Annotated in this window: 15 protein-coding genes, 2 tRNA genes and 3 rRNA genes; 19 read left to right on the top strand and 1 reads right to left on the bottom strand. The window is 45.8% G+C overall.

The genetic code is table 11. The features are described from left to right. Positions 1-447: 447 nt before the first annotated feature. From NT175_10465 to NT175_10405, 13 genes are all read left to right on the top strand, one after another. Complete coding sequence (locus NT175_10465; GenBank protein ID MCX6235120.1) at positions 448-1029, top strand: TetR/AcrR family transcriptional regulator; 582 nt, start codon at positions 448-450, stop codon at positions 1027-1029. Positions 1030-1121: 92 nt separating this feature from the next. Next, positions 1122-1886: an outer membrane lipoprotein-sorting protein gene (locus NT175_10460; protein ID MCX6235119.1), complete on the top strand. Its 765-nt coding sequence runs from the start codon at positions 1122-1124 to the stop codon at positions 1884-1886. A gap of 23 nt (positions 1887-1909) precedes the next feature. After that, complete coding sequence (locus NT175_10455) at positions 1910-3133, top strand: FtsX-like permease family protein (protein ID MCX6235118.1); 1224 nt, start codon at positions 1910-1912, stop codon at positions 3131-3133. A gap of 31 nt (positions 3134-3164) precedes the next feature. Continuing rightward, a complete protein-coding gene (locus NT175_10450) occupies positions 3165-4388 on the top strand; it encodes an FtsX-like permease family protein (GenBank protein MCX6235117.1) in 1224 nt (407 codons plus the stop codon). 26 nt (positions 4389-4414) lie between these two features. Continuing rightward, positions 4415-4573, top strand: coding sequence for a hypothetical protein (locus NT175_10445; GenBank protein MCX6235116.1), 159 nt, complete (start codon positions 4415-4417; stop codon positions 4571-4573). Positions 4574-4629: 56 nt separating this feature from the next. Further along, positions 4630-5340, top strand: coding sequence for an ABC transporter ATP-binding protein (locus NT175_10440; protein MCX6235115.1), 711 nt, complete (start codon positions 4630-4632; stop codon positions 5338-5340). 90 nt (positions 5341-5430) lie between these two features. Further along, the gene (locus NT175_10435; protein ID MCX6235114.1) at positions 5431-6606 is read left to right on the top strand and encodes a hypothetical protein; all 1176 of its coding nucleotides are present in this window, start codon (positions 5431-5433) and stop codon (positions 6604-6606) included. A 180-nt stretch (positions 6607-6786) separates the two neighbouring features. Next, the gene (gene rpsO / locus NT175_10430; GenBank protein ID MCX6235113.1) at positions 6787-7056 is read left to right on the top strand and encodes a 30S ribosomal protein S15; all 270 of its coding nucleotides are present in this window, start codon (positions 6787-6789) and stop codon (positions 7054-7056) included. Positions 7057-7146: 90 nt separating this feature from the next. After that, positions 7147-9291 (top strand): polyribonucleotide nucleotidyltransferase, encoded by a 2145-nt coding sequence (gene pnp, locus NT175_10425; GenBank protein ID MCX6235112.1) that lies wholly within the window; start codon positions 7147-7149, stop codon positions 9289-9291. A gap of 80 nt (positions 9292-9371) precedes the next feature. After that, entirely contained in the window at positions 9372-10235 is an 864-nt protein-coding gene (locus NT175_10420; protein ID MCX6235111.1) for a sigma-70 family RNA polymerase sigma factor, read from the top strand. Between the two features lie 12 nt (positions 10236-10247). After that, on the top strand, positions 10248-10901 hold the full coding sequence (gene rpe / locus NT175_10415; GenBank protein ID MCX6235110.1) for a ribulose-phosphate 3-epimerase: 654 nt from the start codon (positions 10248-10250) through the stop codon (positions 10899-10901). A gap of 175 nt (positions 10902-11076) precedes the next feature. Next, positions 11077-12543, top strand: coding sequence for an aminoacyl-histidine dipeptidase (locus NT175_10410; GenBank protein ID MCX6235109.1), 1467 nt, complete (start codon positions 11077-11079; stop codon positions 12541-12543). Further along, complete coding sequence (locus NT175_10405) at positions 12540-13988, top strand: M28 family peptidase (protein ID MCX6235108.1); 1449 nt, start codon at positions 12540-12542, stop codon at positions 13986-13988. The genes NT175_10410 and NT175_10405 overlap by 4 nt, the downstream gene beginning before the upstream one ends. Before the next feature lie 10 nt (positions 13989-13998). Here NT175_10405 and NT175_10400 read toward each other — a convergent pair whose 3' ends face one another. Beyond that, positions 13999-14568, bottom strand: coding sequence for a hypothetical protein (locus NT175_10400; protein MCX6235107.1), 570 nt, complete (start codon positions 14566-14568; stop codon positions 13999-14001). A 583-nt stretch (positions 14569-15151) separates the two neighbouring features. Between NT175_10400 and NT175_10395 the strand changes: the two genes are divergently transcribed. From NT175_10395 to NT175_10370, 6 genes are all read left to right on the top strand, one after another. Then, positions 15152-16673, top strand: a 16S ribosomal RNA gene (locus tag NT175_10395). A 147-nt stretch (positions 16674-16820) separates the two neighbouring features. Then, positions 16821-16894, top strand: a tRNA-Ile gene (locus NT175_10390). 13 nt (positions 16895-16907) lie between these two features. Then, positions 16908-16981: transfer RNA gene (locus NT175_10385), tRNA-Ala, on the top strand. A 145-nt stretch (positions 16982-17126) separates the two neighbouring features. After that, positions 17127-20053: ribosomal RNA gene (locus NT175_10380) — 23S ribosomal RNA — on the top strand. 49 nt (positions 20054-20102) lie between these two features. Then, positions 20103-20211 (top strand): 5S ribosomal RNA (rrf, locus tag NT175_10375). Together the 16S, 23S and 5S rRNA genes with 2 tRNA genes alongside form the textbook arrangement of a ribosomal RNA operon. 203 nt (positions 20212-20414) lie before the next feature. After that, on the top strand, positions 20415-21317 hold the full coding sequence (locus NT175_10370) for a glycosyltransferase (GenBank protein MCX6235106.1): 903 nt from the start codon (positions 20415-20417) through the stop codon (positions 21315-21317). The last annotated feature ends 319 nt before the right edge of the window (positions 21318-21636 follow it).

The raw sequence follows: 21636 nt of genomic DNA, 5'->3' as shown, positions 1-21636 counted from the left end.
CACCTGAACAATGAATTTTGTCAAAACAAAAACTGCATCAATATCTTACAAATTATCCCAGCTTGCCTAATTTTTTGTATTCGTCCTGGAAATAGTATAGCTTTTTATCCGAATTTTGGATTTATGAATTATTCAGGCTAGCTTTCTTGGATAATAATTTTGCATTTCTGTGTAATTAAATTATTCGATAACAAAAATACACAATATATATTAGAAGGAAAAATCTGACGATAAAATTATTGATGCTTTTTTATGAAATCCTGGGACTCCATCCGCCTTCACCGGATGGAGTCCCAGGAAAAAAATATTTTTTTAAAAAAATTAAAAAAAACTTGCATAGTATTTTTTCTTGTTATAATTTTGACCGGTCGTTCAGTCATAAATTTTATGACTTAATTTTTTGTCTGATTTTTTATTGACTGGATGGTCATTCTAAAAATAATAGAAATGTCACCACGCACTGAAAAACAATTCGAAGAGATCAGGGAAAATAAAAAAGCCCTGATCATGGATACAGCCCTGGAACTGTTTGCCAGCCAGGGGTATTATCCTACGTCCATCAGCGATATAGCCCAAAAAGCGGGCATATCCAAGGGGCTGATGTATAATTATTTCGAAAGCAAGGAAGATCTCATCAAAGAGATTGTCGATAAAGGAATGGCCGAGTTTACCGATATTTTTGATGTAAATAAGGATGGTGTTCTGACATCTGAAGAATTCACATTCTTTATCGATGAATCCTTCAGGCGGCTGAAAGAAAACACCTCCTACTGGAAACTCTACTTCAGCATCATCCTTCAGCCGCCGGTTTATGAAATGGCCAGAGAAAGAATGTTTGAGCTGACGCCATTGAACCAACAGATCCTGTTGAACTATTATAAACAGCGTGGTGCCCGGAATCCGGAACTGGAAGTCAGTCTCTTCCATGTGCTCATGGATGGTGTGTTTATGAATTTTATCATGGATCCGGAAGACTTTCCGCTGGAAGAGATGAAGAAAATGATAATCGAGAAATTCAGTATACAATGATCAAAATATAACGATGTAACGATTTAGCGATGTAACGATATGACAAAAAACAATATATAATTATTTTACTCAATATAATTAACAGAAGAATCATGAAAAGAACATTTTTGATATCCATCATTCTGATAATTGCTGGGATTCTTACATGGAATCCGATCCGGTCACAGGAAACGGGTGCGCTTGAGATCGTTAAAAAATCGCAGGATAAGGCCAACGGGCTGTCGAGTGTGGGAACCATGAAAATGACCATCGTCAGACCTGACTGGACCAGAGAGGTCACCATGAAAGCCTGGTCGAAAACAACGGATTATTCCATGATACTCATCACAGCACCGGCCAATGACAAAGGACAGGTATTCCTCAAGCGGTTCAATGAGATGTGGAACTGGATGCCAAATATCAACAGAATGATCAAGCTGCCGCCATCCATGATGAGCCAGTCGTGGATGGGATCGGACTTTACCAATGACGACCTGGTGAGGATGAACTCCATCGTCAATGATTACACACATGCTATCCTCGGGTCGGAGACCATTGAAGGGCTCGACTGCTATAAAATCGAACTCATTCCCAAACCCGAGGCAGCGGTCGTTTGGGGCAAAGTCATTCTCTGGATATCTAAAGATGAATATTACCAGATGAAGGCTGAATACTATGATGAGGATAAAATGCTGGTTACTACAATGATAGCATCTGAGATCAAACAGATGGGCGACAGGAAACTGCCCAGCAAAATGGTGATGATATCTGAAGATAAAAAAGGTAACGAAACCCGGCTGGAGATGATCGACACGAAATTCAATGTGCCCATTGATGAAGGCTTTTTCTCGCAACAAAATATGAAAACAGTCAGATAGTCACACACGGAAATCCTAACGATATGAAAACATATATAAAATTAGCCTGGCGTAACCTGTGGAGGAATAAGAGAAGGACTATCATCACTGTGCTGTCGGTGCTTTTCGCGTTTTTCCTGGCATTGGTTATGCGGTCGATGCAACTCGGCTCTTATGACCTCATGGTTGAAAGCGCAGTAAAAACCTCGACAGGATATATACAGATCCATGCACTGGGATACTGGGATGATAAGACCATTGACAACACATTCATCAGCACTGACACGCTTGAAGGCAGGCTGCTCAGTACCAGGCATATCACCGCGTTCATTCCGCGACTGGAGTCGTTTGCCCTCATCTCATCGGGCGACATGACCAAGGGCATAGCTGTAATAGGCACAGACCCCGAAAAAGAGAACGCTATTTCCGCATTACGCAACAGGGTGATACGGGGCAGCTATTTTGAAAAGGACGACAACAGCGTCCTCATCGGCGAAGCTCTTGCCGATTATCTGAAGGTGGATGTGAATGATACTATTGTTCTTCTGAGCCAGGGCTACCATGGTGAATCAGCACAGGGTGCTTACCCGGTAAAAGGGATCGTCCGTTTCACGGCACCGGAGATGAACAGCTCCATGCTGTACATGTCGCTGACAGCAGCGCAGAAGCTGTATTCCGCACCGGAACGCCTCACCTCCCTGTCGGTATTGCTCGACAACAAAAAGTACATCCGATTTGTGGCCGACCAGTTGAAAATCATCAATGCTGAAAATCTTGAAGTCATGACCTGGCGCGAGCTTCTTCCGGAAATGGTGCAGGCTATACAAAGTGATAATGTCAGCGGACAGTTTATGCTCGGCATTTTATACGTTGTGGTAGGTTTTGGCATTTTCGGCACCATCATGATGATGACCATTGAACGCCGGAGGGAGTTTGGAATCATGGTGGCGGTGGGCATGCGCCGTGTCAAGCTGGCCTTCATTGTATTCGTCGAAACAGTCATCCTTGCTTTAGTGGGTATTGCTGCCGGTGCGGCGTTGAGCTATCCGATCATCCTGTACTATCACCTTCACCCCTACCAGCTCACGGGTGAGACAGCCAAGGCTATGGCGGAATTCAATGTGGAACCTGTGATGCCCTTTGCACTTGAGCCGGGATTTTTCATCAACCAGAGCCTGGTGGTCATCATCCTGAGCATCCTGGCGGCCATATATCCCCTCACCGTCATCGGTAGGTTCAAAATCATACCGGCACTCAGGGGAAAGTAAATTACTTTGTAACCATTTAAATATCATACAAATGATCTGGTCAATAGCATGGAGAAATGTCTGGCGTAACAAGCTGAGGAGCCTCATCGTCATTGCAGCTGTCACCATCGGGTTGTTCGGCACCCTGTTCATGATCGCCCTGTCGATAGGCATGGTGGATCAGCGGATAGATGCTGCCATTGAACATGAGGTATCCCACATCCAGATACACCATCCGAAATTCATGCAGGATAAATCGCCCGATTACTTTATGACCGGTGTGCCGGCGATGGTGGATTCTATAAGGGGCATAAGTGGTGTGAAGGCTGTCAGCAGCCGCCTTGCACTGCCGGCCATGGCCAGCACTGCAGCCACCGGTACCGGTGTCATGGTCAATGGCATTCAACCGGAGGAAGAAAAGCAGGTGTCAAAAATCTATGATTGTCTGAAAGAGGGCACATACTTCGAAAAGGAGGCGCGGACGCCTCTCATCCTCATCAGCCAGAAGCTGGCGACAAAAATGAATGCCAAAATGGGATCCAAGATAGTCATCACACTGCAAAATATGGAAGGCGTGGTGACCTACGGACTGTTCCGCGTCGGCGGGATCTATAAGACATCCAACACCATGTATGACGAAGGCAATGTCTTTGTCAGATCGGCAGACCTGGCTGACCTGACTGGTTTCGATACGAACAATGCGACCGAAATAGCGGTGCTGCTGGATAATACAAATAAAACCGATGAAGTGACAGCTTTACTGCAGGCAAAGTATAGCAGCCTGAGCGTGATGCCATGGAAAGAACTGCAGCCTATGCTTCTGACCCTGTCATCCATCATGGACTTATACTCTTATATTTTGATGATCGTTATACTCACGGCTATGGCCTTCGGTATCATCAACACTATGCTGATGGCCATACTGGAGCGTATCAAGGAAATTGGTATGCTTATGGCCGTCGGAATGAGCAGAAAGCGGATATTCACGATGATCATGCTGGAAACCATATTCCTTTCAGTGACAGGAGCTCTGATAGGGATGGTCGTCAGTTATGCCACCATACAACTGACAGGAGTACACGGGCTGAATTTTGCCGCCTGGTCGGAAGGACTGGAATCCTTCGGGTACAGTTCGCTTGTCTATCCGGTACTATATAACAAGTACTATATAGCGCTGACCTTGTTTGTCATTGTCACGGCTATTTTATCATCAGTTTACCCTGCGCGGAAAGCGCTGCGATTCAAACCTGCAGAAGCGATTCGCGCAGATACGTAAAAAATTAAAATGAAAAAATTTAGAAGATGAAAACCTCTGTTAGAGATTATGGTTGCAAGTTACAGGTTGCAGGTTACAGGTTGAGTGAGGCGAAACCGGGCGAAATCCCGATGAAGTCGGGATTACAGATTGTCGCAATTTTAAAACCTGAAACTTGCAACCTGCAACTTGTAACCTGTAACTGATTAATAATCGATACAAATAACCAACTAAAAACATTTAACTATTAATTGATACTGTCATGGGAATCATCACAACAAAAAACCTGCACAAGGTATACCAGGAGACAAAAATCCCGGTAGTGGCAGTCAATGGTATAGATATCTCCTTTGCGGAAGGTGAATTTACAGCTGTCGTAGGCCCTTCGGGGTCGGGCAAGACTACATTCTTGAATCTTATCGGCGGGCTGGATGTCCCCACCCAAGGTGAGGTTCATATCAACGGCACGAATGTCACAACCTTATCCTCGCGCAAGCTGGTGGATTTCAGATTACGTAACATCGGATTTGTCTTTCAGTCGTATAACCTCATTCCTGTGCTCACGGCGCGGGAGAACGTCGAATTCATCATGCTTCTGCAGGGTATACCCAAATCCGAAAGAGAAAATAGAACCATCGAATTACTGAAATCGGTGGGACTGGAAGACAAGATTGATGTGAGGCCCGGTGAGCTGTCGGGCGGACAGCAGCAGCGTGTGTCTGTTGCCAGGGCGCTGGCATCAAAGCCGCGGTTCATCCTGGCAGATGAGCCAACAGCCAACCTGGATTCGAAATCGACCGAAAACCTGCTCGACATCATGGAAAGGCTGAACCATGAAGAGAATATCACTTTCATCTTTTCGACGCATGATGCACGGGTGGTCAACAAGGCACACCGGATCATCACCATTGAAGACGGGAAGGTTATCAGTGATGTTGAGAATGAGCCACATTCACCTCACCCCCCGGCGTGAGAAATGACCTCACCCCCTTCACCCCCTCTCCTCTAGGAGAGGGGGTGAAGGGGGTGAGGCGAGTCCTTTGCGGTTAAAATAAACAATCATATGCGCATCCATAGTTTTCAATCAGTAATAACAAGTATTCTGTTGATATCTTCATTCAGTCTGTATTGTCAGGACTCAGAGAACCAACGCAACTGGACACTCAATGGCTACATCAAGGATCTGCAGCTTGTTTACTATGAGCATTTCGACAGCCGTTGGATGCTGAACAACGAGATCAACAACCGCCTGGATTTCAAATGGTATCCTTCCGGCAATCTGAATGTACACATCGGCATGCGCAATCGTTTCCTTTATGGGGATTTTGTGGAAATGGCCTATCCCTATTATGCCGAAATGCTTGACAAGGATAATGGATTTGCCGACCTGACATGGGTGCTGGCTGATGACTCATCTTATGTATTATTGTCAAATATCGACCGTGCCAACCTGAAATTCACAAAGGGCAAGTTTGAGGCGACAGTGGGGCGGCAGCGGGTCAACTGGGGTATCGGCTTCGTCTGGACGCCCAACGACATCTTTAATTCCTTCTCCTATTTCGATTTTGATTATGAGGAACGCCCCGGATGTGATGCAGTCAGACTGGAATATTATACAGGTGTGACCTCCTCAGCACAGCTTGTCGCCAGTCTGAACAATAACAAACGTCCGACTATTGCAGGCATGTACCGGTTCAACAGATGGGATTATGATTTTCAGTTCCTCGGGGGAATGATGGTTGATGACATTGTAGCCGGGGCAGGCTGGGCCGGACAGATAAAAGACGCCGGTTTCAGGGGAGAAGTCTCCTATTTTGGGCCTGCCAAACAATTCAGGGATACCACAGGTCAGCTGGAAGCAACGGTAGATGCTGATTATACCTTTAAAAACAGCTTCTATCTTCATGCCGCATTCCTTTACAACAGCACAGGCACAACCGGTCCTGCTGGAGGCATGAATTACCTGGAGATCAGGAATGTATCGGTGAAGAACTTTACCCTGGCGCGGTATGATATCATGGGTGAGGTGGCCTACCAGGTCAGCCCCCTTGTCCGTGCCGATATCTCTTCAATTTTCAATCCAAGTGATAATTCCATCTTTGTCGGCCCTTCAGTCATGATCTCGATCAGTAACAACTGGCAATTGATGCTGATCAGCCAGCTTTTTTACGGGGACAGAGGAACGGAATTCGGCGATTATGGAAAAATGTGGTATGCCCGACTGAAATGGGGCTTCTAAATCGCCAAATCGTTCAACCGGCCAACCTGTCCCGATGAGCAAGCGCAGCGAGTGAAATCGGGATCGGCAATAGTTCAATTTCAAAATTTTTTAATCAAATCATTATTTGCGGATAAAGATTTTGTATTATCTTTGCAGCCCTAAAAATGAAAGAGATAAAAAAGAAACACACGTAGAAAAATGTATCTGACAACTGAAAAAAAGAAAAAAGTCTTCAAGGAATTTGGTAAATCGGAGTTCGACACCGGTTCATCAGAAGGACAGATTGCCTTATTCACGCACAGGATCAAGCATCTGACTGAGCACCTCAAGGCCAACAAGAAAGACATGGCCACTGAAAGAGCTCTCGTTAAGCTGGTCGGTAAACGCCGTAAACTTCTCGACTACCTGAAACAGGTTGACATTGAGCGCTACAGGGCAATCATCAAGAACCTGAATATCAGAAAGTAAATAGCATACAACCCCCGTACCGGCAATGAATGACATTGCCATTTTTCGTATTACGTCCTTAACACATTTCACTTATTATTTATTTTAATTATGTCCAATCCTGCAATTACAAAGTCATTTGATCTGGGCGATGGCCGGATCATCTCTATTGAAACCGGCCGTTTGGCCAAACAAGCCGACGGCGCTGTTGTCGTTAAAATGGGCGACACGATGCTTCTGGCCACTGTGGTGGCAGCGCAAAAACCTGTCGAAGGCGAGGATTTTATGCCTCTCTCAGTCGAATACCGCGAAAAATATGCGGCTGCCGGACGATTTCCCGGTGGCTTTTATAAACGTGAAGCACGACCTTCGGAACACGAGATACTCGTGGCACGACTCGTCGACAGGGCGCTCAGACCTCTTTTTCCCGATGATTTCCATTGCGAGACACAGATGATCATCACGCTTATCTCTGCCGACAAAAATATTTCACCCGATGCTCTGGCAGCACTGGCAGCCTCATCAGCATTGAGTATTTCCAACATTCCGTTCAGCGGCCCCATCTCTGAAGTCAGGGTCGCCCGCATTAACGGAGAATTTGTGATCAATCCGAATATCTCACAGCTCATCGATGCCGACCTCGACCTTATCGTGGCAGCCACTGCCGAAAGCATTGTTATGGTAGAAGGCGAAATGAAGGAAGTCGCTGAATCGGTCATGCTGGAAGCGCTCAAAGTAGCTCATGATGCTATACGCTTACAATGCCAGGCACAACTTGACCTGGTTGGCATGCTGGGAAATCCTGTTGAAAAAAGAGCCACTGAAAATGGCATGGCTGATCCGGAACTGCTGACAGCCCTTAAAACCGCTTCGTATGACAAACTCTATGCGATTGCCAGGTCAGGGATAAAGAAAAAACATGAACGCCTCGAAACCTTTGAAGCCATAAAGAACGCATTTACCGAAACGATTCCGGAAGAGGAAAGGGAAATAAAAACTCCACTGATCAACAAATATTTCGATGACATTCAGAAAGAAGCTGTCAGAAATGCGGTACTCACTGAGAGGACCAGGCTCGACGGCCGTAAGCTGGATGAAATCAGGCCCATATGGTGCGAAGTGGATTATCTGCCCGCCGCTCATGGATCGTCCATTTTCACAAGAGGAGAAACACAGTCGCTCACATCTGTCACACTGGGTACCAAGCTCGATGAGCAGGTGGTCGACGGCGCCGTATTCGAAGGCAAGACCTCGTTTATGCTTCACTATAACTTCCCGCCGTTTTCTACGGGTGAAGTAAAGCCTATGCGTGGCACCAGCCGGAGAGAGATAGGCCATGGCAACCTGGCATTGCGAGCCCTTAAATCAGTCATACCCAATGGTGAGAGCAATCCTTATACAATCCGCATTGTGTCGGATATCCTGGAATCTAACGGATCATCCTCCATGGCCACTGTCTGCGCAGGAACACTTGCCCTGATGGATGCCGGAGTGAAGATATCCAAACCGGTGTCGGGCATAGCAATGGGGCTCATTACAGATAAAGCTACAGGTAAATATGGCGTGCTATCCGATATCCTTGGTGATGAAGACCACCTTGGCGACATGGACTTTAAAATTACCGGCACCCGTGATGGTGTCACCGCCTGTCAGATGGATATCAAGGTAGAAGGACTGTCATTTGAAGTATTGCAGGAAGCCCTCGAACAAGCCAGAAAAGGACGTCTGTTTATCCTGGATGAAATGGCCAAAGTGATCAGTGAGCCACGCGAGGATTATAAACCTTTTGTCCCGCGCATTGAACAGATGACCGTCGCCAAGGAATATATCGGCGCTATCATCGGACCCGGAGGTAAAATCATCCAGAATATCCAGAGCGAAACCAATTCCACCATCGTCATCCAGGAAGTCGGAGAATTCGGCATTGTGGATATCGTTGCCGTCGATAAAGCATCCATCGATGCAGCTAGGGAGAGGATCAAAAGCATCATCGCCGTTCCCGAACTGGGTGAGGTCTACAATGGCACAGTGAAAAACATCACCTCCTTCGGAGCTTTTGTTGAAATATTGCCCGGAAAAGACGGACTGTTACATATTTCGGAAATAGATTGGAAACGTATCAATACTGTAGAAGAAGTCCTGAAGGTCGGCGATAAGATTGAAGTGAAGCTGATTGATATCGACCGCAAGACCGGCAAACTTAAGCTATCGCGAAGAGTATTGTTACCCAGGCCGCCCCTGAGGCCCAACATGTAACAAAATAGCTTTTTCTTCGTAAAACTTTTGCTTATAGAACTAGTTTTTCAAATAGCCAACCATAATCACAACGGAGGTTTATGAGGCAGCTGAAAATTACCAAGCAAGTTACCAACAGGGAAACCGCATCGCTCGACAAATACCTTCAGGAGATCGGTAAGGTGGAACTGATTACGGCCGAAGAGGAAGTGGCCTTAGCCCAGCGTATTAAACTGGGTGACAGGGAAGCCCTTGAAAAGCTGACCAAATCGAATTTACGGTTTGTTGTATCGGTGTCAAAACAGTATCAGAACCAAGGACTCAGCCTGCCCGACCTGATTAACGAAGGAAACCTGGGCCTGATAAAAGCTGCTCAACGGTTCGACGAGACCAGGGGATTCAAGTTCATATCCTATGCGGTGTGGTGGATACGGCAGTCTATCTTACAGGCACTTGCTGAACAATCGCGAATTGTACGTTTACCTCTGAATAAAATCGGCTCCATCAACAAGATCAATAAAGCTTATGCCAAGCTCGAACAGGAATACGAGCGTGAGCCCAATGCCGAAGAGATAGCCACCATGCTGGAGATCACCGAAACGGAGGTGAAAGAGTCGATGAAGAACTCCGGCCGTCATGTGTCGATGGATGCGCCACTCATTCAGGATGAAGACAACACCATGTATGACGTCCTGAAAAATGACGACGGCCCTACACCGGAGACTAAACTCATCTATGACTCACTGAAAAAAGAGATTGACCGTGCCATTTCGACCCTCACACCGCGCGAAGCGGATGTGATCAGGTTATATTTCGGCCTGAACCAAACGCATCCGATGACCCTCGAAGAGATCGGCGAAAAATTCGACCTCACCCGTGAACGGGTGCGGCAGATAAAAGAAAAAGCTATACGGCGCCTCAAACATACATCCAGAAGCAAGATACTTAAGACATACCTGGGTTAAAACGGCTTACACATGTCGCACCTCATCGCCTCTTCACTGCTGTCGGCTGACTTTTCCAATCTCAGGAAAGACATTGAACTCATTAATGGTAGTGAAGCCGACTGGTTCCACCTGGATGTCATGGATGGCGTATTCGTTCCCAACATCTCCTTTGGCATACCGGTGATAAAAGCTGTGCAAAGGCTGGCGCGCAAACCCCTCGATGCACACCTGATGATCATTGATCCTGACAGGTATCTGAAAGCCTTTAAGGAAGCCGGGGCTAATATCATAAGCGTTCATTATGAAGCCTGCACTCACCTGCATCGCACTATTCAGAGTTTGAAAGCCCTTGATGTAAAAGCAGGCGTCGTCCTGAATCCCCATACCAGCATTCATTTACTGGAAGACATCATCGCTGACCTCGATTTGGTGCTGGTTATGTCGGTAAATCCAGGTTTCGGCGGACAGAAGTTCATCGAAAACACCTATGCGAAAGTATCACGGTTGAAAGACCTGATGCTCTCAAAACATTCCAAGGCACTGATAGAGGTGGATGGCGGCGTTGATCTGGCCAATGCACCGCTGCTCGTGAATGCCGGTGCTGACATCCTGGTGGCAGGCTATACCATCTTTTCTTCTGAAAATCCTCTCAAAACCATTGCAGCCCTGAAAAAAAAACGCTGATTATCATCGGTCTGAAATAAAAAATTATCCCTTTAAATATCTTTTCTTTGTGATACTTCGTGTCTTCTTTGTGTACCTTTGTGTCACAAAATAATTCAAACCTAACCGACGACAAGCAGGAAGCAAATAAATTCATAACAATTTCTCGACATAACTTTCATAAAAAACTTAGAATATGGGAAAAATATTAGGGCAACTTAAGCCGGAAATAGTGTGGAGCTATTTTGAAGAGCTTTGCCAGATACCGCGCGCTTCAAAGAAAGAAGAAAAAATAAGGGCTTTTCTTCTGGACTTTGCAAAGAAACATCATCTTGAATCAGCGGCTGATGAAGCCGGCAATGTACTCATCAGAAAGCCAGCCACACCCAGTCGAAAAAATCTGAAAACGGTGGTTTTACAAAGCCACATGGACATGGTGTGCGAAAAAAACAGTGACTCTCCGCATGATTTTGATGCAGATCCCATTGTGCCTTACATCGACGGGGACTGGGTGAAGGCAAAAGACACCACTCTTGGTGCCGATGACGGCATAGGAATCGCGGCCCAGATGGCTATACTTGCGGCAAAAGATATTGAACACGGTCCGATAGAGTGTTTGTTTACCATTGATGAGGAGTCAGGCCTGACAGGAGCTTTTGCCATCAAACCCGGTTTTATGGATGGGAAAATCTTATTGAACCTCGATTCGGAAGATGAAGGGCAGCTTTTCATCGGCTGTGCCGGCGGAATGGACACTGTTGCCACCTTTTCATATAAGGATAAAAAAGCACCCAAGAATGCCGTGGCCTTCAAAATATCGGTATCAGGCCTCAAGGGAGGCCATTCCGGTGATGATATCGATAAAGGGCTCGGGAACTCCAACAAAATCCTCAACAGGTTACTATGGAATACATATATTAAATATAAGTTGCAGCTTGCCCATTTCAACGGTGGTAACCTGCGGAATGCCATTCCCCGTGAGGCTTATGCCATAGTGACCCTGCCTGCCAAACGGAAGACCGCCATGGAGGCCTACATGAAAAAATTCGCTGAGGAAGTTAAAAATGAGATGTCGATCACCGAACCTGATCTGGCCATATCGTCAGAAGAGGTGGTCATGCCTGAAAAGGTCATCAATAAAAAGACACAGCGACGGCTGCTGAATGCCCTCTATGCCTGCCCGCACGGTGTGATAACCATGAGCCGGAAGATGCCCGGGATGGTTGAAACATCCACAAACATGGCATCGGTGAAATTCAATGAAAAAGAACACCGGATCGTCATAGCCACAAGCCAGCGTAGCGACACACATACCGCCAAAGTCGACATCGCCACCATGGTGGAAAGTGTCTTTAAACTGGCCGGTGCAAAGGTTGAACATACGACAGGCTATCCGGGATGGACGCCGAATCCCAAGTCAGCCATCTTGCATATCAGCGTTAAGGCATATAAACATCTCTTCGGCAAGGAGCCTGTTGTGCGTTCCATTCATGCCGGACTGGAGTGCGGCCTTATCCTCGAAAAATATCCTGATATGGACATGGTTTCGTTTGGTCCGACACTCCGGGGTGTACATTCACCCGATGAAAGGATCGAAATTGGCACGGTTCAGATGTTCTGGGACCTGCTGATCGAAATTCTAAAAAGGATACCAAAGGCATGATCAGACATATCCTGGTATTCACTCTTATACCTGCGGGTCTTTTGCAAGCGCAGCCTGCAAAATTTATTCAGACCGATAGCGCTGTCAGGGCAAGGATTGTCAGTGACCTGACTATACTTGCTTCCGACTCGTTTCAGGGCAGGGAATCGGGCACACCTGGTGAAAAAATGGCCTATGAGTATATCATCTCCCAGTTCCGCGATATCGGATTAGAGCCAAAAGGGAGCGACATCGGATCATACCTTCAGCCATTCCGGCATCAGGACATCAAATACTGTCATGTCACCAACCAGCTTATCATTGACAGCACACAGTTCATGTACATGCTTGACTTTGGTGCCACATGCTTTTCGGGAAACAGTGCGGCAAAAGGAAAAATTATGGATATCGGATATGGAATCAGCCTACCGGGCACATTATTCAATGATCCTTCCAAAATTGCTGACCTGAAAGGAAAAATTGTTCTGATGAATGCCGGGATTCCGGAAGAAATGATAAATCAGGACACAAAACCGGAATGGATAAATCCGGTGCACCGCATCAGGGACATTGTCGCCAAAGGTGCTGCAGCGGTCATTTTGTGGAACAGGGCATGTCCGTTCTATGACAGTCTCTTTGATTTCACCCGCCCCGACACTCTTGCATGCCCGGTGATTTTTGTGAACTCCTATGCAAAATGGTTCATTAATGAGCATCCGGGAGCAGAAGCCGATATCAGGGTAAAAATTGACCGGATACCATACATTTATAATAATGTCATCGGATATATCGATAATCAAGCTGAGAAGACCATCATTACCGGCGCTCATTATGACCACATTGGCATCAACCGCAGAAATGACATAAACAACGGGGCTGACGACAATGCCAGCGGCACTGCCGGTATAATGGAACTGGCCAGATATATGATGGATCATGGAAATAAAGAATTCAATTACCTTTTCATCGCTTTCTCAGGGGAAGAAAAAGGATTGTTTGGCTCTGAATACTTTTGTAATCATCCGACCACAGATTTAAACACCGTATATTTTATGCTGAATTTCGACATGATCGGGCGTTTAGGCTGCGAGGGCAATGTCGTGACAGCTATGGGTGTGACCAGTTCGCCACAATGGAAACAGATTCTATCGGAGACAGGTCATAAGACTTTTCACCTGAAGAAGACCAAAGCAGCACCGGCATTCTCCGACCATTATGCGTTTCTTCAGAAGGGTATTCCCATAGCCTATTTTACCTCAGGGGATCACCCTGAATATCACACTCCTAAAGATAAATCCAATCTCATCAATTATGACGGGATGGTATCGATCATCAGGTTTTCTGAAGATTTCATACAAAACACTCAAGCTACAGGCGAATTGGCTTACCATCCGGTATCCGGAATAGCCAATACGATGTATACCATCTCCTTTGTGCTGAAGATGATGGTGAATGCTCTTCCCTGAGTGATACAGCTTAAAATCCGAAACCTATTCCCACCCTGATAATCGGGTTAGTATAAGGTGAATATGGTGTTTCATTGAGGTTCCATAGTATCGAAAGGGTCATAAAGGACCTTCCACCTATCATCTGCCTGAAACCGCCGCCGACGAGCCAGCTGTTCACATTCACGCGTTCAGTGGTAAAAGGGGTTATGTAGGCATCATAATTTAGCAGCTCATACTCAGCATGTGCGAAGATATTCTTAAAGACAAAGTAATTTAACAGTACCCTGCCGCCGTAAATATTTGTCGTATAAACATAACTATACCGGGAATCCTTATAATATTCATAAGTGACACCAACTCCGGAGATCAACCGTGGTGTAATGCTGCACCAGACCAAGGGAGAGACTTCGACAAGTGTCATTGTTCCGAACTGCAGTCCAAAGTTACCACCAAAAAATAAGCGGTCTATGAACCGGGGCTTATAGAGATCCTCCCGGGCAGTGCTGTCTCTTTGTGCGAACAGAGGTGTGGCAAAAACCAGGAACAGCAGAAAGGCTGTCAGGAACGTTTTCAAAGCTGCTGGTATCAGTCGGAGCATATATGATTGAAAATTTAGAAAGATAACGAGAACCACCATACAAAAGTATGAAAAATGGGGGAATATTTAAAGGTCGGCGGATAACTGGTCGCAGGTCTTTGGGTAAGAGATAACCAACAACTTGTAACCTGTAACCTGTAACCTGCAACCTGGTACCTGTAGACCTGGAACCTGTAGACCAGGAACCTGTAGACCAGAGACCCGCAGACCTGTTAATAAAATGTTCAAATCTGCAACATTTTTCATATCAGGGAGTAAAAAACATCAGTATATTTGCAGCCACTTTTTAACCAGGCGTTCTTTAAAAAAAATCCGATATGGTATTGCGGGGAAATTAATTTTGTCATAACTTTGCAATCCTTTTCGTTTTTTTGTTGCAAAAATGTTTTTTTGAAATAACTGAAAAATAAATTTGCAGGTTAGAAAAAAATGTTTAATTTTGCAGCCCCTTAAATAAAGGGGAGATAAATAAAGCAGAAGAAGTTCTTTGAAAATATTGAAGTGAAGCCCGAAGTAGCAAATAGAAAAACTCAATTCCGAGTTAAAAGAATAGTGAATCCTTGCCATTAAAGATCAACATATTACAATGAAGAGTTTGATCCTGGCTCAGGATGAACGCTAGCGGCAGGCCTAATACATGCAAGTCGAACGGTAAGGTCTCTTCGGAGATACACGAGTGGCGCACGGGTGCGTAACGCGTATGCAACCTACCTCTGACAGGGGGATAGCCCCGAGAAATCGGGATTAATACCCCTTAATATTTCCTGGACGCATGTCCGGGATATCAAAGCTCCGGCGGTCAGAGATGGGCATGCGTGACATTAGCTTGTTGGTGAGGTAACGGCTCACCAAGGCTACGATGTCTAGGGGTTCTGAGAGGATATACCCCCACACTGGTACTGAGACACGGACCAGACTCCTACGGGAGGCAGCAGTAAGGAATATTGGGCAATGGACGCAAGTCTGACCCAGCCATGCCGCGTGCAGGATGAAGGCCCTATGGGTTGTAAACTGCTTTTATTTGGGAAAAAACCCCCGCACGTGATGCGGGGCTGATGGTACCATTTGAATAAGCATCGGCTAACTCCGTGCCAGCAGCCGCGGTAATACGGAGGATGCAAGCGTTATCCGGATTCATTGGGTTTAAAGGGTGCGCAGGCGGGACGATAAGTCAGTGGTGAAATCCTACGGCTTAACTGTAGAATTGCCATTGATACTGTCGTTCTTGAGTACAGTTGAAGTGGGCGGAATGTGTCATGTAGCGGTGAAATGCATAGATATGACACAGAACACCGATAGCGAAGGCAGCTCACTAAACTTAAACTGACGCTCATGCACGAAAGCGTGGGGATCAAACAGGATTAGATACCCTGGTAGTCCACGCTGTAAACGATGATCACTCGATGTTGGCGATACACAGTCAGCGTCTAAGCGAAAGCATTAAGTGATCCACCTGGGGAGTACGGCGGCAACGTTGAAACTCAAAGGAATTGACGGGGGCCCGCACAAGCGGAGGAGCATGTGGTTTAATTCGATGATACGCGAGGAACCTTACCTGGGCTTAAATGTAGGACGACAGTCCCCGAAAGGGGATTTTCCTTCGGGACGACCTACAAGGTGCTGCATGGTTGTCGTCAGCTCGTGCCGTGAGGTGTCGGGTTAAGTCCCATAACGAGCGCAACCCTTATCCTTAGTTGCCATCAGGTCATGCTGGGAACTCTAGGGGAACTGCCTACGCAAGTAGTGAGGAAGGTGGGGATGACGTCAAATCAGCACGGCCCTTATGTCCAGGGCTACACACGTGCTACAATGGCCGGTACAGAGGGTCGCTACCTGGTGACAGGATGCTAATCTCGAAAAGCCGGTCTCAGTTCGGATCGAAGTCTGCAACCCGACTTCGTGAAGTTGGATTCGCTAGTAATCGCGCATCAGCCATGGCGCGGTGAATACGTTCCCGGGCCTTGTACACACCGCCCGTCAAGCCATGGGAGCTGGGAGTACCTAAAGTCCGTTACCGTAAGGAGCGGCCTAGGGTAAAACCAGTGACTGGGGCTAAGTCGTAACAAGGTAGCCGTACCGGAAGGTGTGGCTGGAATACCTCCTTTCTAGAGCGGTTTACTATTCACCCGATGCAAATCGGGATCCTATTTGTTGCTTCGGTTCACTTCATTTTTTTTATTGAGAAAATCCCAAATGAGCAGCGTGGCTCTTCTTCAGAGCATTGGCAGTAAGGTTTACAGCGTAAACTATACAGTCCCTTAGCTCAGTTGGTTAGAGCACTACACTGATAATGTAGGGGTCCGCAGTTCAAATCTGCGAGGGACTACATGAAGCGTTTGGGGGAATTAGCTCAGCTGGCTAGAGCGCCTGCCCTGCAAGCAGGAGGTCATCGGTTCGATTCCGATATTCTCCACGAAAAGGGTGTGAGTGTGGGTGTGAGTGTGGGTGTGGATAACATCTTTTTAAGTTCTTTGACATATTGAGAAAGAAAATACAGCAGATAGTCGATGTTTAATACATCACTATATCAAAATCAATAATGAGAAATAAGAGCAATTAAGAAAGTTACTTAAGAGCGTATGGTGAATGCCTTGGCTCTCAGAGGCGATGAAGGACGTGACAAGCTGCGAAAAGCTTCGGGGAGGTGCAAATAACCTTTGATCCGGAGATATCCGAATGGGGCAACCCTGTCCGATGAAGACGGACAATCCCGAGAAATCGGGAAGCTAACCCGGTGAACTGAAACATCTTAGTATCCGGAGGAAGAGAAAACAATAGTGATTTCCTGAGTAGTGGCGAGCGAAAGGGAAAAAGCCTAAATCCCGGTTGTTACGGCAAACGGGAGGTTGTAGGACTGTAACGTGGAATGTAAATTCATAGCAGAATACTTCTGGAAAGCTGGACCATAGGAGGTGAAAGTCCTGTATGCGAAATGAATTTACTACCTAACAGTATCCTGAGTACCGCGGGACCGGAGAAATCCTGTGGGAATCTGCCAGCACCATCTGGTAAGGCTAAATACTTCTGAGAGACCGATAGCGAACTAGTACCGTGAGGGAAAGGTGAAAAGTACTTCGAACAGAAGAGTGAAATAGAACCTGAAACCGTGCGCTTACAATCGGTAGGAGGAGAAATCTCCCGATTTATCGGGAAGTAGTATCTGACTGCGTGCCTTTTGCATAATGAGCCTACGAGTTACTCCTCTCTAGCAAGGTTAATCCCGTTAACGGGAGGAGCCGCAGCGAAAGCGAGTCTGAATAGGGCGTATAGTTAGAGGGGGTAGACGCGAAACTTTGTGATCTACCCATGGTCAGGTTGAAGTCCGCGTAACAGTGGATGGAAGACCGAACCAGTTTACGTTGAAAAGTGCTTGGATGAACTGTGGGTAGGGGTGAAAGGCTAATCAAACTGAGAGATAGCTCGTACTCTCCGAAATGCTTTTAGGAGCAGCCTCGAGTAAAGTGTCATAGAGGTAGAGCTACTGATAGGACTAGGGGGCTTCACCGCCTACCAAATCCTGACAAACTCCGAATGCTATGACATGTTCCTCGGGAGTGAGGCATTGGGTGCTAAGGTCCAGTGCCGAGAGGGAAATAACCCTGACTATCAGCTAAGGTCCCCAAATATATGCTAAGTTGATCTAACGAAGTTTGATTGCATTGACAGCTAGGATGTTGGCTCGGAAGCAGCCATTCATTTAAAGAGTGCGTAACAGCTCACTAGTCGAGCGATCGGGCATGGATAATAATCGGGCATTAAGCATATTACCGAAGCTATAGTCCCGACATGCAAATGTCGGGAGGTAGGAGAGCATTCCAGTTGCGTCGAAGATATATCGTAAGGTATATTGGAGCGGCTGGAAAAGAAGATGTAGGCATAAGTAACGATAATGCCGACGAGAAATCGGCACACCGAAAGACCAAGGTTTCCTGATCAACGCTAATCGGATCAGGGTTAGTCGGGACCTAAGGCGAACCCGAAAGGGGTAGTCGATGGATGACAGGTTAATAATCCTGTACTAACTAATGCTGCGACGGGGTGACGGAGATGTGAAAGGTCCGCGTACTGACGGAATAGTACGTTGAATGGTGTAGGTATACATTTGATAGGTAAATCCGTCAAATGTGCTGAAACCAGATAGTACCGTGAGTCTTCGGACAAGCGGATAGTGACCCTAATCAAGCTTCCAAGAAAAACCTCTAAGCTTCAGGCATTAGCTACCCGTACCGGAAACCAACACAGGTGGTCGAGGAGAGTATCCAAAGGTGCTCGAGTGAATCATGGCTAAGGAACTAGGCAAATTAGTCCTGTAACTTCGGGATAAAGGACCCCCGACGCAAGTCGGGGCGCAGAGAAATGGCCCAGGCGACTGTTTATCAAAAACACATGGCTATGCTAAATTTAAAGATGACGTATATGGCCTGACACCTGCCCGGTGCTGGAAGGTTAAGAGGAGATGTTATCATGGTCAACCCGATCATGAGACGCATTGAATTGAAGCCCCAGTAAACGGCGGCCGTAACTATAACGGTCCTAAGGTAGCGAAATTCCTTGTCGGGTAAGTTCCGACCTGCACGAATGGTGTAACGATCTGGGCACTGTCTCAGCCATGAGCTCGGTGAAATTGTAGTTCCGGTGAAGATGCCGGATACCCGCAACGGGACGGAAAGACCCCGTGAACCTTCACTGCAACTTAACATTGACTTTGGGTAAACAATGTGTAGGATAGGTGGGAGACTTTGAAGCGGCCTCGCTAGGGGTCGTGGAGTCAACCTTGAAATACCACCCTTTGTTTATCTGGAGCCTAATCCCGCAAAACGGGAGACAGTGTTTGGTGGGTAGTTTGACTGGGGTGGTCGCCTCCAAAAGCGTATCGGAGGCTTTCAAAGGTACCCTCAGCACGCTTGGTAACCGTGCGTAGAGCGCAATAGCATAAGGGTGCTTGACTGTGAGACTTACAAGTCGACCAGGTAGGAAACTAGGATATAGTGATCCGGTGGTTCCGTATGGAAGGGCCATCGCTCAAAGGATAAAAGGTACTCCGGGGATAACAGGCTGATCACTCCCAAGAGCTCACATCGACGGAGTGGTTTGGCACCTCGATGTCGGCTCGTCACATCCTGGGGCTGAAGAAGGTCCCAAGGGTTCGGCTGTTCGCCGATTAAAGTGGCACGCGAGCTGGGTTCAGAACGTCGCGAGACAGTTCGGTCCCTATCTGTTGTGGGCGTTAGAAGCTTGAGGGTTCCCGACTCTAGTACGAGAGGACCGAGTTGGACAAACCTCTAGTGTACCTGCTGTGGCGCCAGCTGCATCGCAGGGTAGCTATGTTTGGATGAGATAAGTGCTGAAAGCATCTAAGCACGAAACTCAGCCCAAGATGAGGCTTCTTTTAAGGGTCGTTCTAGACTAGGACGTCGATAGGCTGCAGGTGTAAAGGCAGTAATGCCAAAGCTGAGCAGTACTAATTACCCGAAAACTTTCTGAGAAGATTTTATTAACTTTTTGACCGATATGTCATAAGGTATTAAAAGCCTTAAGGTGACTATAGCGACGGGGTTCCACCTCTTCCCATTCCGAACAGAGAAGTTAAGCCCGCCAGCGCCGATGGTACTGCAACTGTGGGAGAGTAGGTCGTCGCCGACTTTAATATGAAGCCCTGGAGAAATCCGGGGCTTTTTTATTTTGGGGAAGTTGTATTTGAACTAAGAACGAAGAACCTTCGAATTCAGAATGCAGAAGTTTTTCTCAGTTCTTAATTCACTGTTCGTTTGTTCTTCATTCTTAATTCATCTTGTCTTTTCCCTATATTAAAACTAAATTTGCCTGCCATCCTCATCGCATTATATATGTTATCAATAATTATCTGTTCTAAAAATCCAACTATCAGTCCGGAACTTGAAAAGAATATTCTGGAAACAACTGGTGTGGATTATGAACTTATTATAATTGATAATTCAAGAAATGAGTATTCCATTTTCGCGTCATATAATGAAGGCATCCACAAAAGCAAATTCCCATATTTATGCTTTGTACATGATGATGTTTTATTTAAAACTGAAAACTGGGGTAAACTGGTTTGCAGGCATCTGAGTGATGAAACCGTTGGTGTCATAGGAATTGCAGGCGGTGACATTGCAACAAGAATTCCAGGACCATGGTCAATTTCAGGTCAGGCAAAAAGCTTCATCCAATCTGATAAATCGAAAAAAAGAAAAACAGTTTTTGATTTAGCTCAAAAAAGTCAGAGATCACTCAAACAGGAAGTTGTTCTGCTGGATGGTGTTTGGCTTTGCATGCGCCATAATATCTTCGAAAAGATTATGTTTGATGATAAAACTTTTGATGGCTTTCATGCATACGACTATGATATCTGTATTCAGGCAAAACTGAAAGGTTATAAGAATTTTGTTGTTTATGATATTATAATCGAACATTTTTCCTGGGGTATCAGAAACAAAGACTGGGTAATAAATTTGTTGAAGGTCTTTACGAAATGGCAGCCATTTCTTCCTGTTACTCTTAATAATTATTCCAAAGAAGAAATACAGAAATTGGAAACGAAAAACTTTTATCTTTTTGTAAAGAGAATGGTTCATGTCAGGTTTACCCGCGATGAGATTCTTGAATCAGTTTCTGAATTGTGGAAACAGGTTTTCCCTGAAAAACCTGTGAATGATCTAAGAAGACAATTAATTGTAATGAAGATTCTGAAGTTTTTCAAAATATTAGGATTGAAAACACACTTTTAAATACTAAAATCTGCTCAAATAAATCTGTCAGCCTTCAGGTGTTCAAATTCATACCTTCTAAATTCTTTGCTATTATTTTAATTATCAGCACTTTTTTCTTTTTATTTTATAGATAGTTGGTAAAAAATTAATTTAATGCAAAAAAATGCTAAACCATTTGATTATTAGAAATAGATTCTATATCTTTGCACCCGCTTTTGGGCGAAGAGTTGGTTAGTGGGAATGGAGAGATAGGATTCCGGCTGAGGTATAGAGGGGGATAGAAGCGAGGGAGAGCCGGAAAGAATATCTCGCTTTTTTTTGGGAAGGTGGGATGAAA

This window comes from Bacteroidota bacterium, assembly GCA_026391695.1.
Classification (GTDB): Bacteria; Bacteroidota; Bacteroidia; order Bacteroidales; family JAGONC01; genus JAPLDP01.
The sequence above is the reverse complement of the archived record's forward strand: the minus strand, read 5'-3'. Positions and strand labels throughout refer to the sequence as shown.

What these genes read in the sequence shown, in the direction of transcription:
- NT175_10465 (MCX6235120.1), top strand. Translation starts at nt 448, where the DNA reads ATGTCACCACGCACTGAAAAACAATTCGAAGAGATCAGGGAAAATAAA.
- NT175_10460 (MCX6235119.1), top strand. Translation starts at nt 1,122, where the DNA reads ATGAAAAGAACATTTTTGATATCCATCATTCTGATAATTGCTGGGATT.
- NT175_10455 (MCX6235118.1), top strand. Translation starts at nt 1,910, where the DNA reads ATGAAAACATATATAAAATTAGCCTGGCGTAACCTGTGGAGGAATAAG.
- NT175_10450 (MCX6235117.1), top strand. Translation starts at nt 3,165, where the DNA reads ATGATCTGGTCAATAGCATGGAGAAATGTCTGGCGTAACAAGCTGAGG.
- NT175_10445 (MCX6235116.1), top strand. Translation starts at nt 4,415, where the DNA reads ATGAAAACCTCTGTTAGAGATTATGGTTGCAAGTTACAGGTTGCAGGT.
- NT175_10440 (MCX6235115.1), top strand. Translation starts at nt 4,630, where the DNA reads ATGGGAATCATCACAACAAAAAACCTGCACAAGGTATACCAGGAGACA.
- NT175_10435 (MCX6235114.1), top strand. Translation starts at nt 5,431, where the DNA reads ATGCGCATCCATAGTTTTCAATCAGTAATAACAAGTATTCTGTTGATA.
- rpsO (MCX6235113.1), top strand. Translation starts at nt 6,787, where the DNA reads ATGTATCTGACAACTGAAAAAAAGAAAAAAGTCTTCAAGGAATTTGGT.
- pnp (MCX6235112.1), top strand. Translation starts at nt 7,147, where the DNA reads ATGTCCAATCCTGCAATTACAAAGTCATTTGATCTGGGCGATGGCCGG.
- NT175_10420 (MCX6235111.1), top strand. Translation starts at nt 9,372, where the DNA reads ATGAGGCAGCTGAAAATTACCAAGCAAGTTACCAACAGGGAAACCGCA.
- rpe (MCX6235110.1), top strand. Translation starts at nt 10,248, where the DNA reads ATGTCGCACCTCATCGCCTCTTCACTGCTGTCGGCTGACTTTTCCAAT.
- NT175_10410 (MCX6235109.1), top strand. Translation starts at nt 11,077, where the DNA reads ATGGGAAAAATATTAGGGCAACTTAAGCCGGAAATAGTGTGGAGCTAT.
- NT175_10405 (MCX6235108.1), top strand. Translation starts at nt 12,540, where the DNA reads ATGATCAGACATATCCTGGTATTCACTCTTATACCTGCGGGTCTTTTG.
- NT175_10400 (MCX6235107.1), bottom strand. Translation starts at nt 14,568, where the DNA reads ATGCTCCGACTGATACCAGCAGCTTTGAAAACGTTCCTGACAGCCTTT.
- NT175_10370 (MCX6235106.1), top strand. Translation starts at nt 20,415, where the DNA reads ATGTTATCAATAATTATCTGTTCTAAAAATCCAACTATCAGTCCGGAA.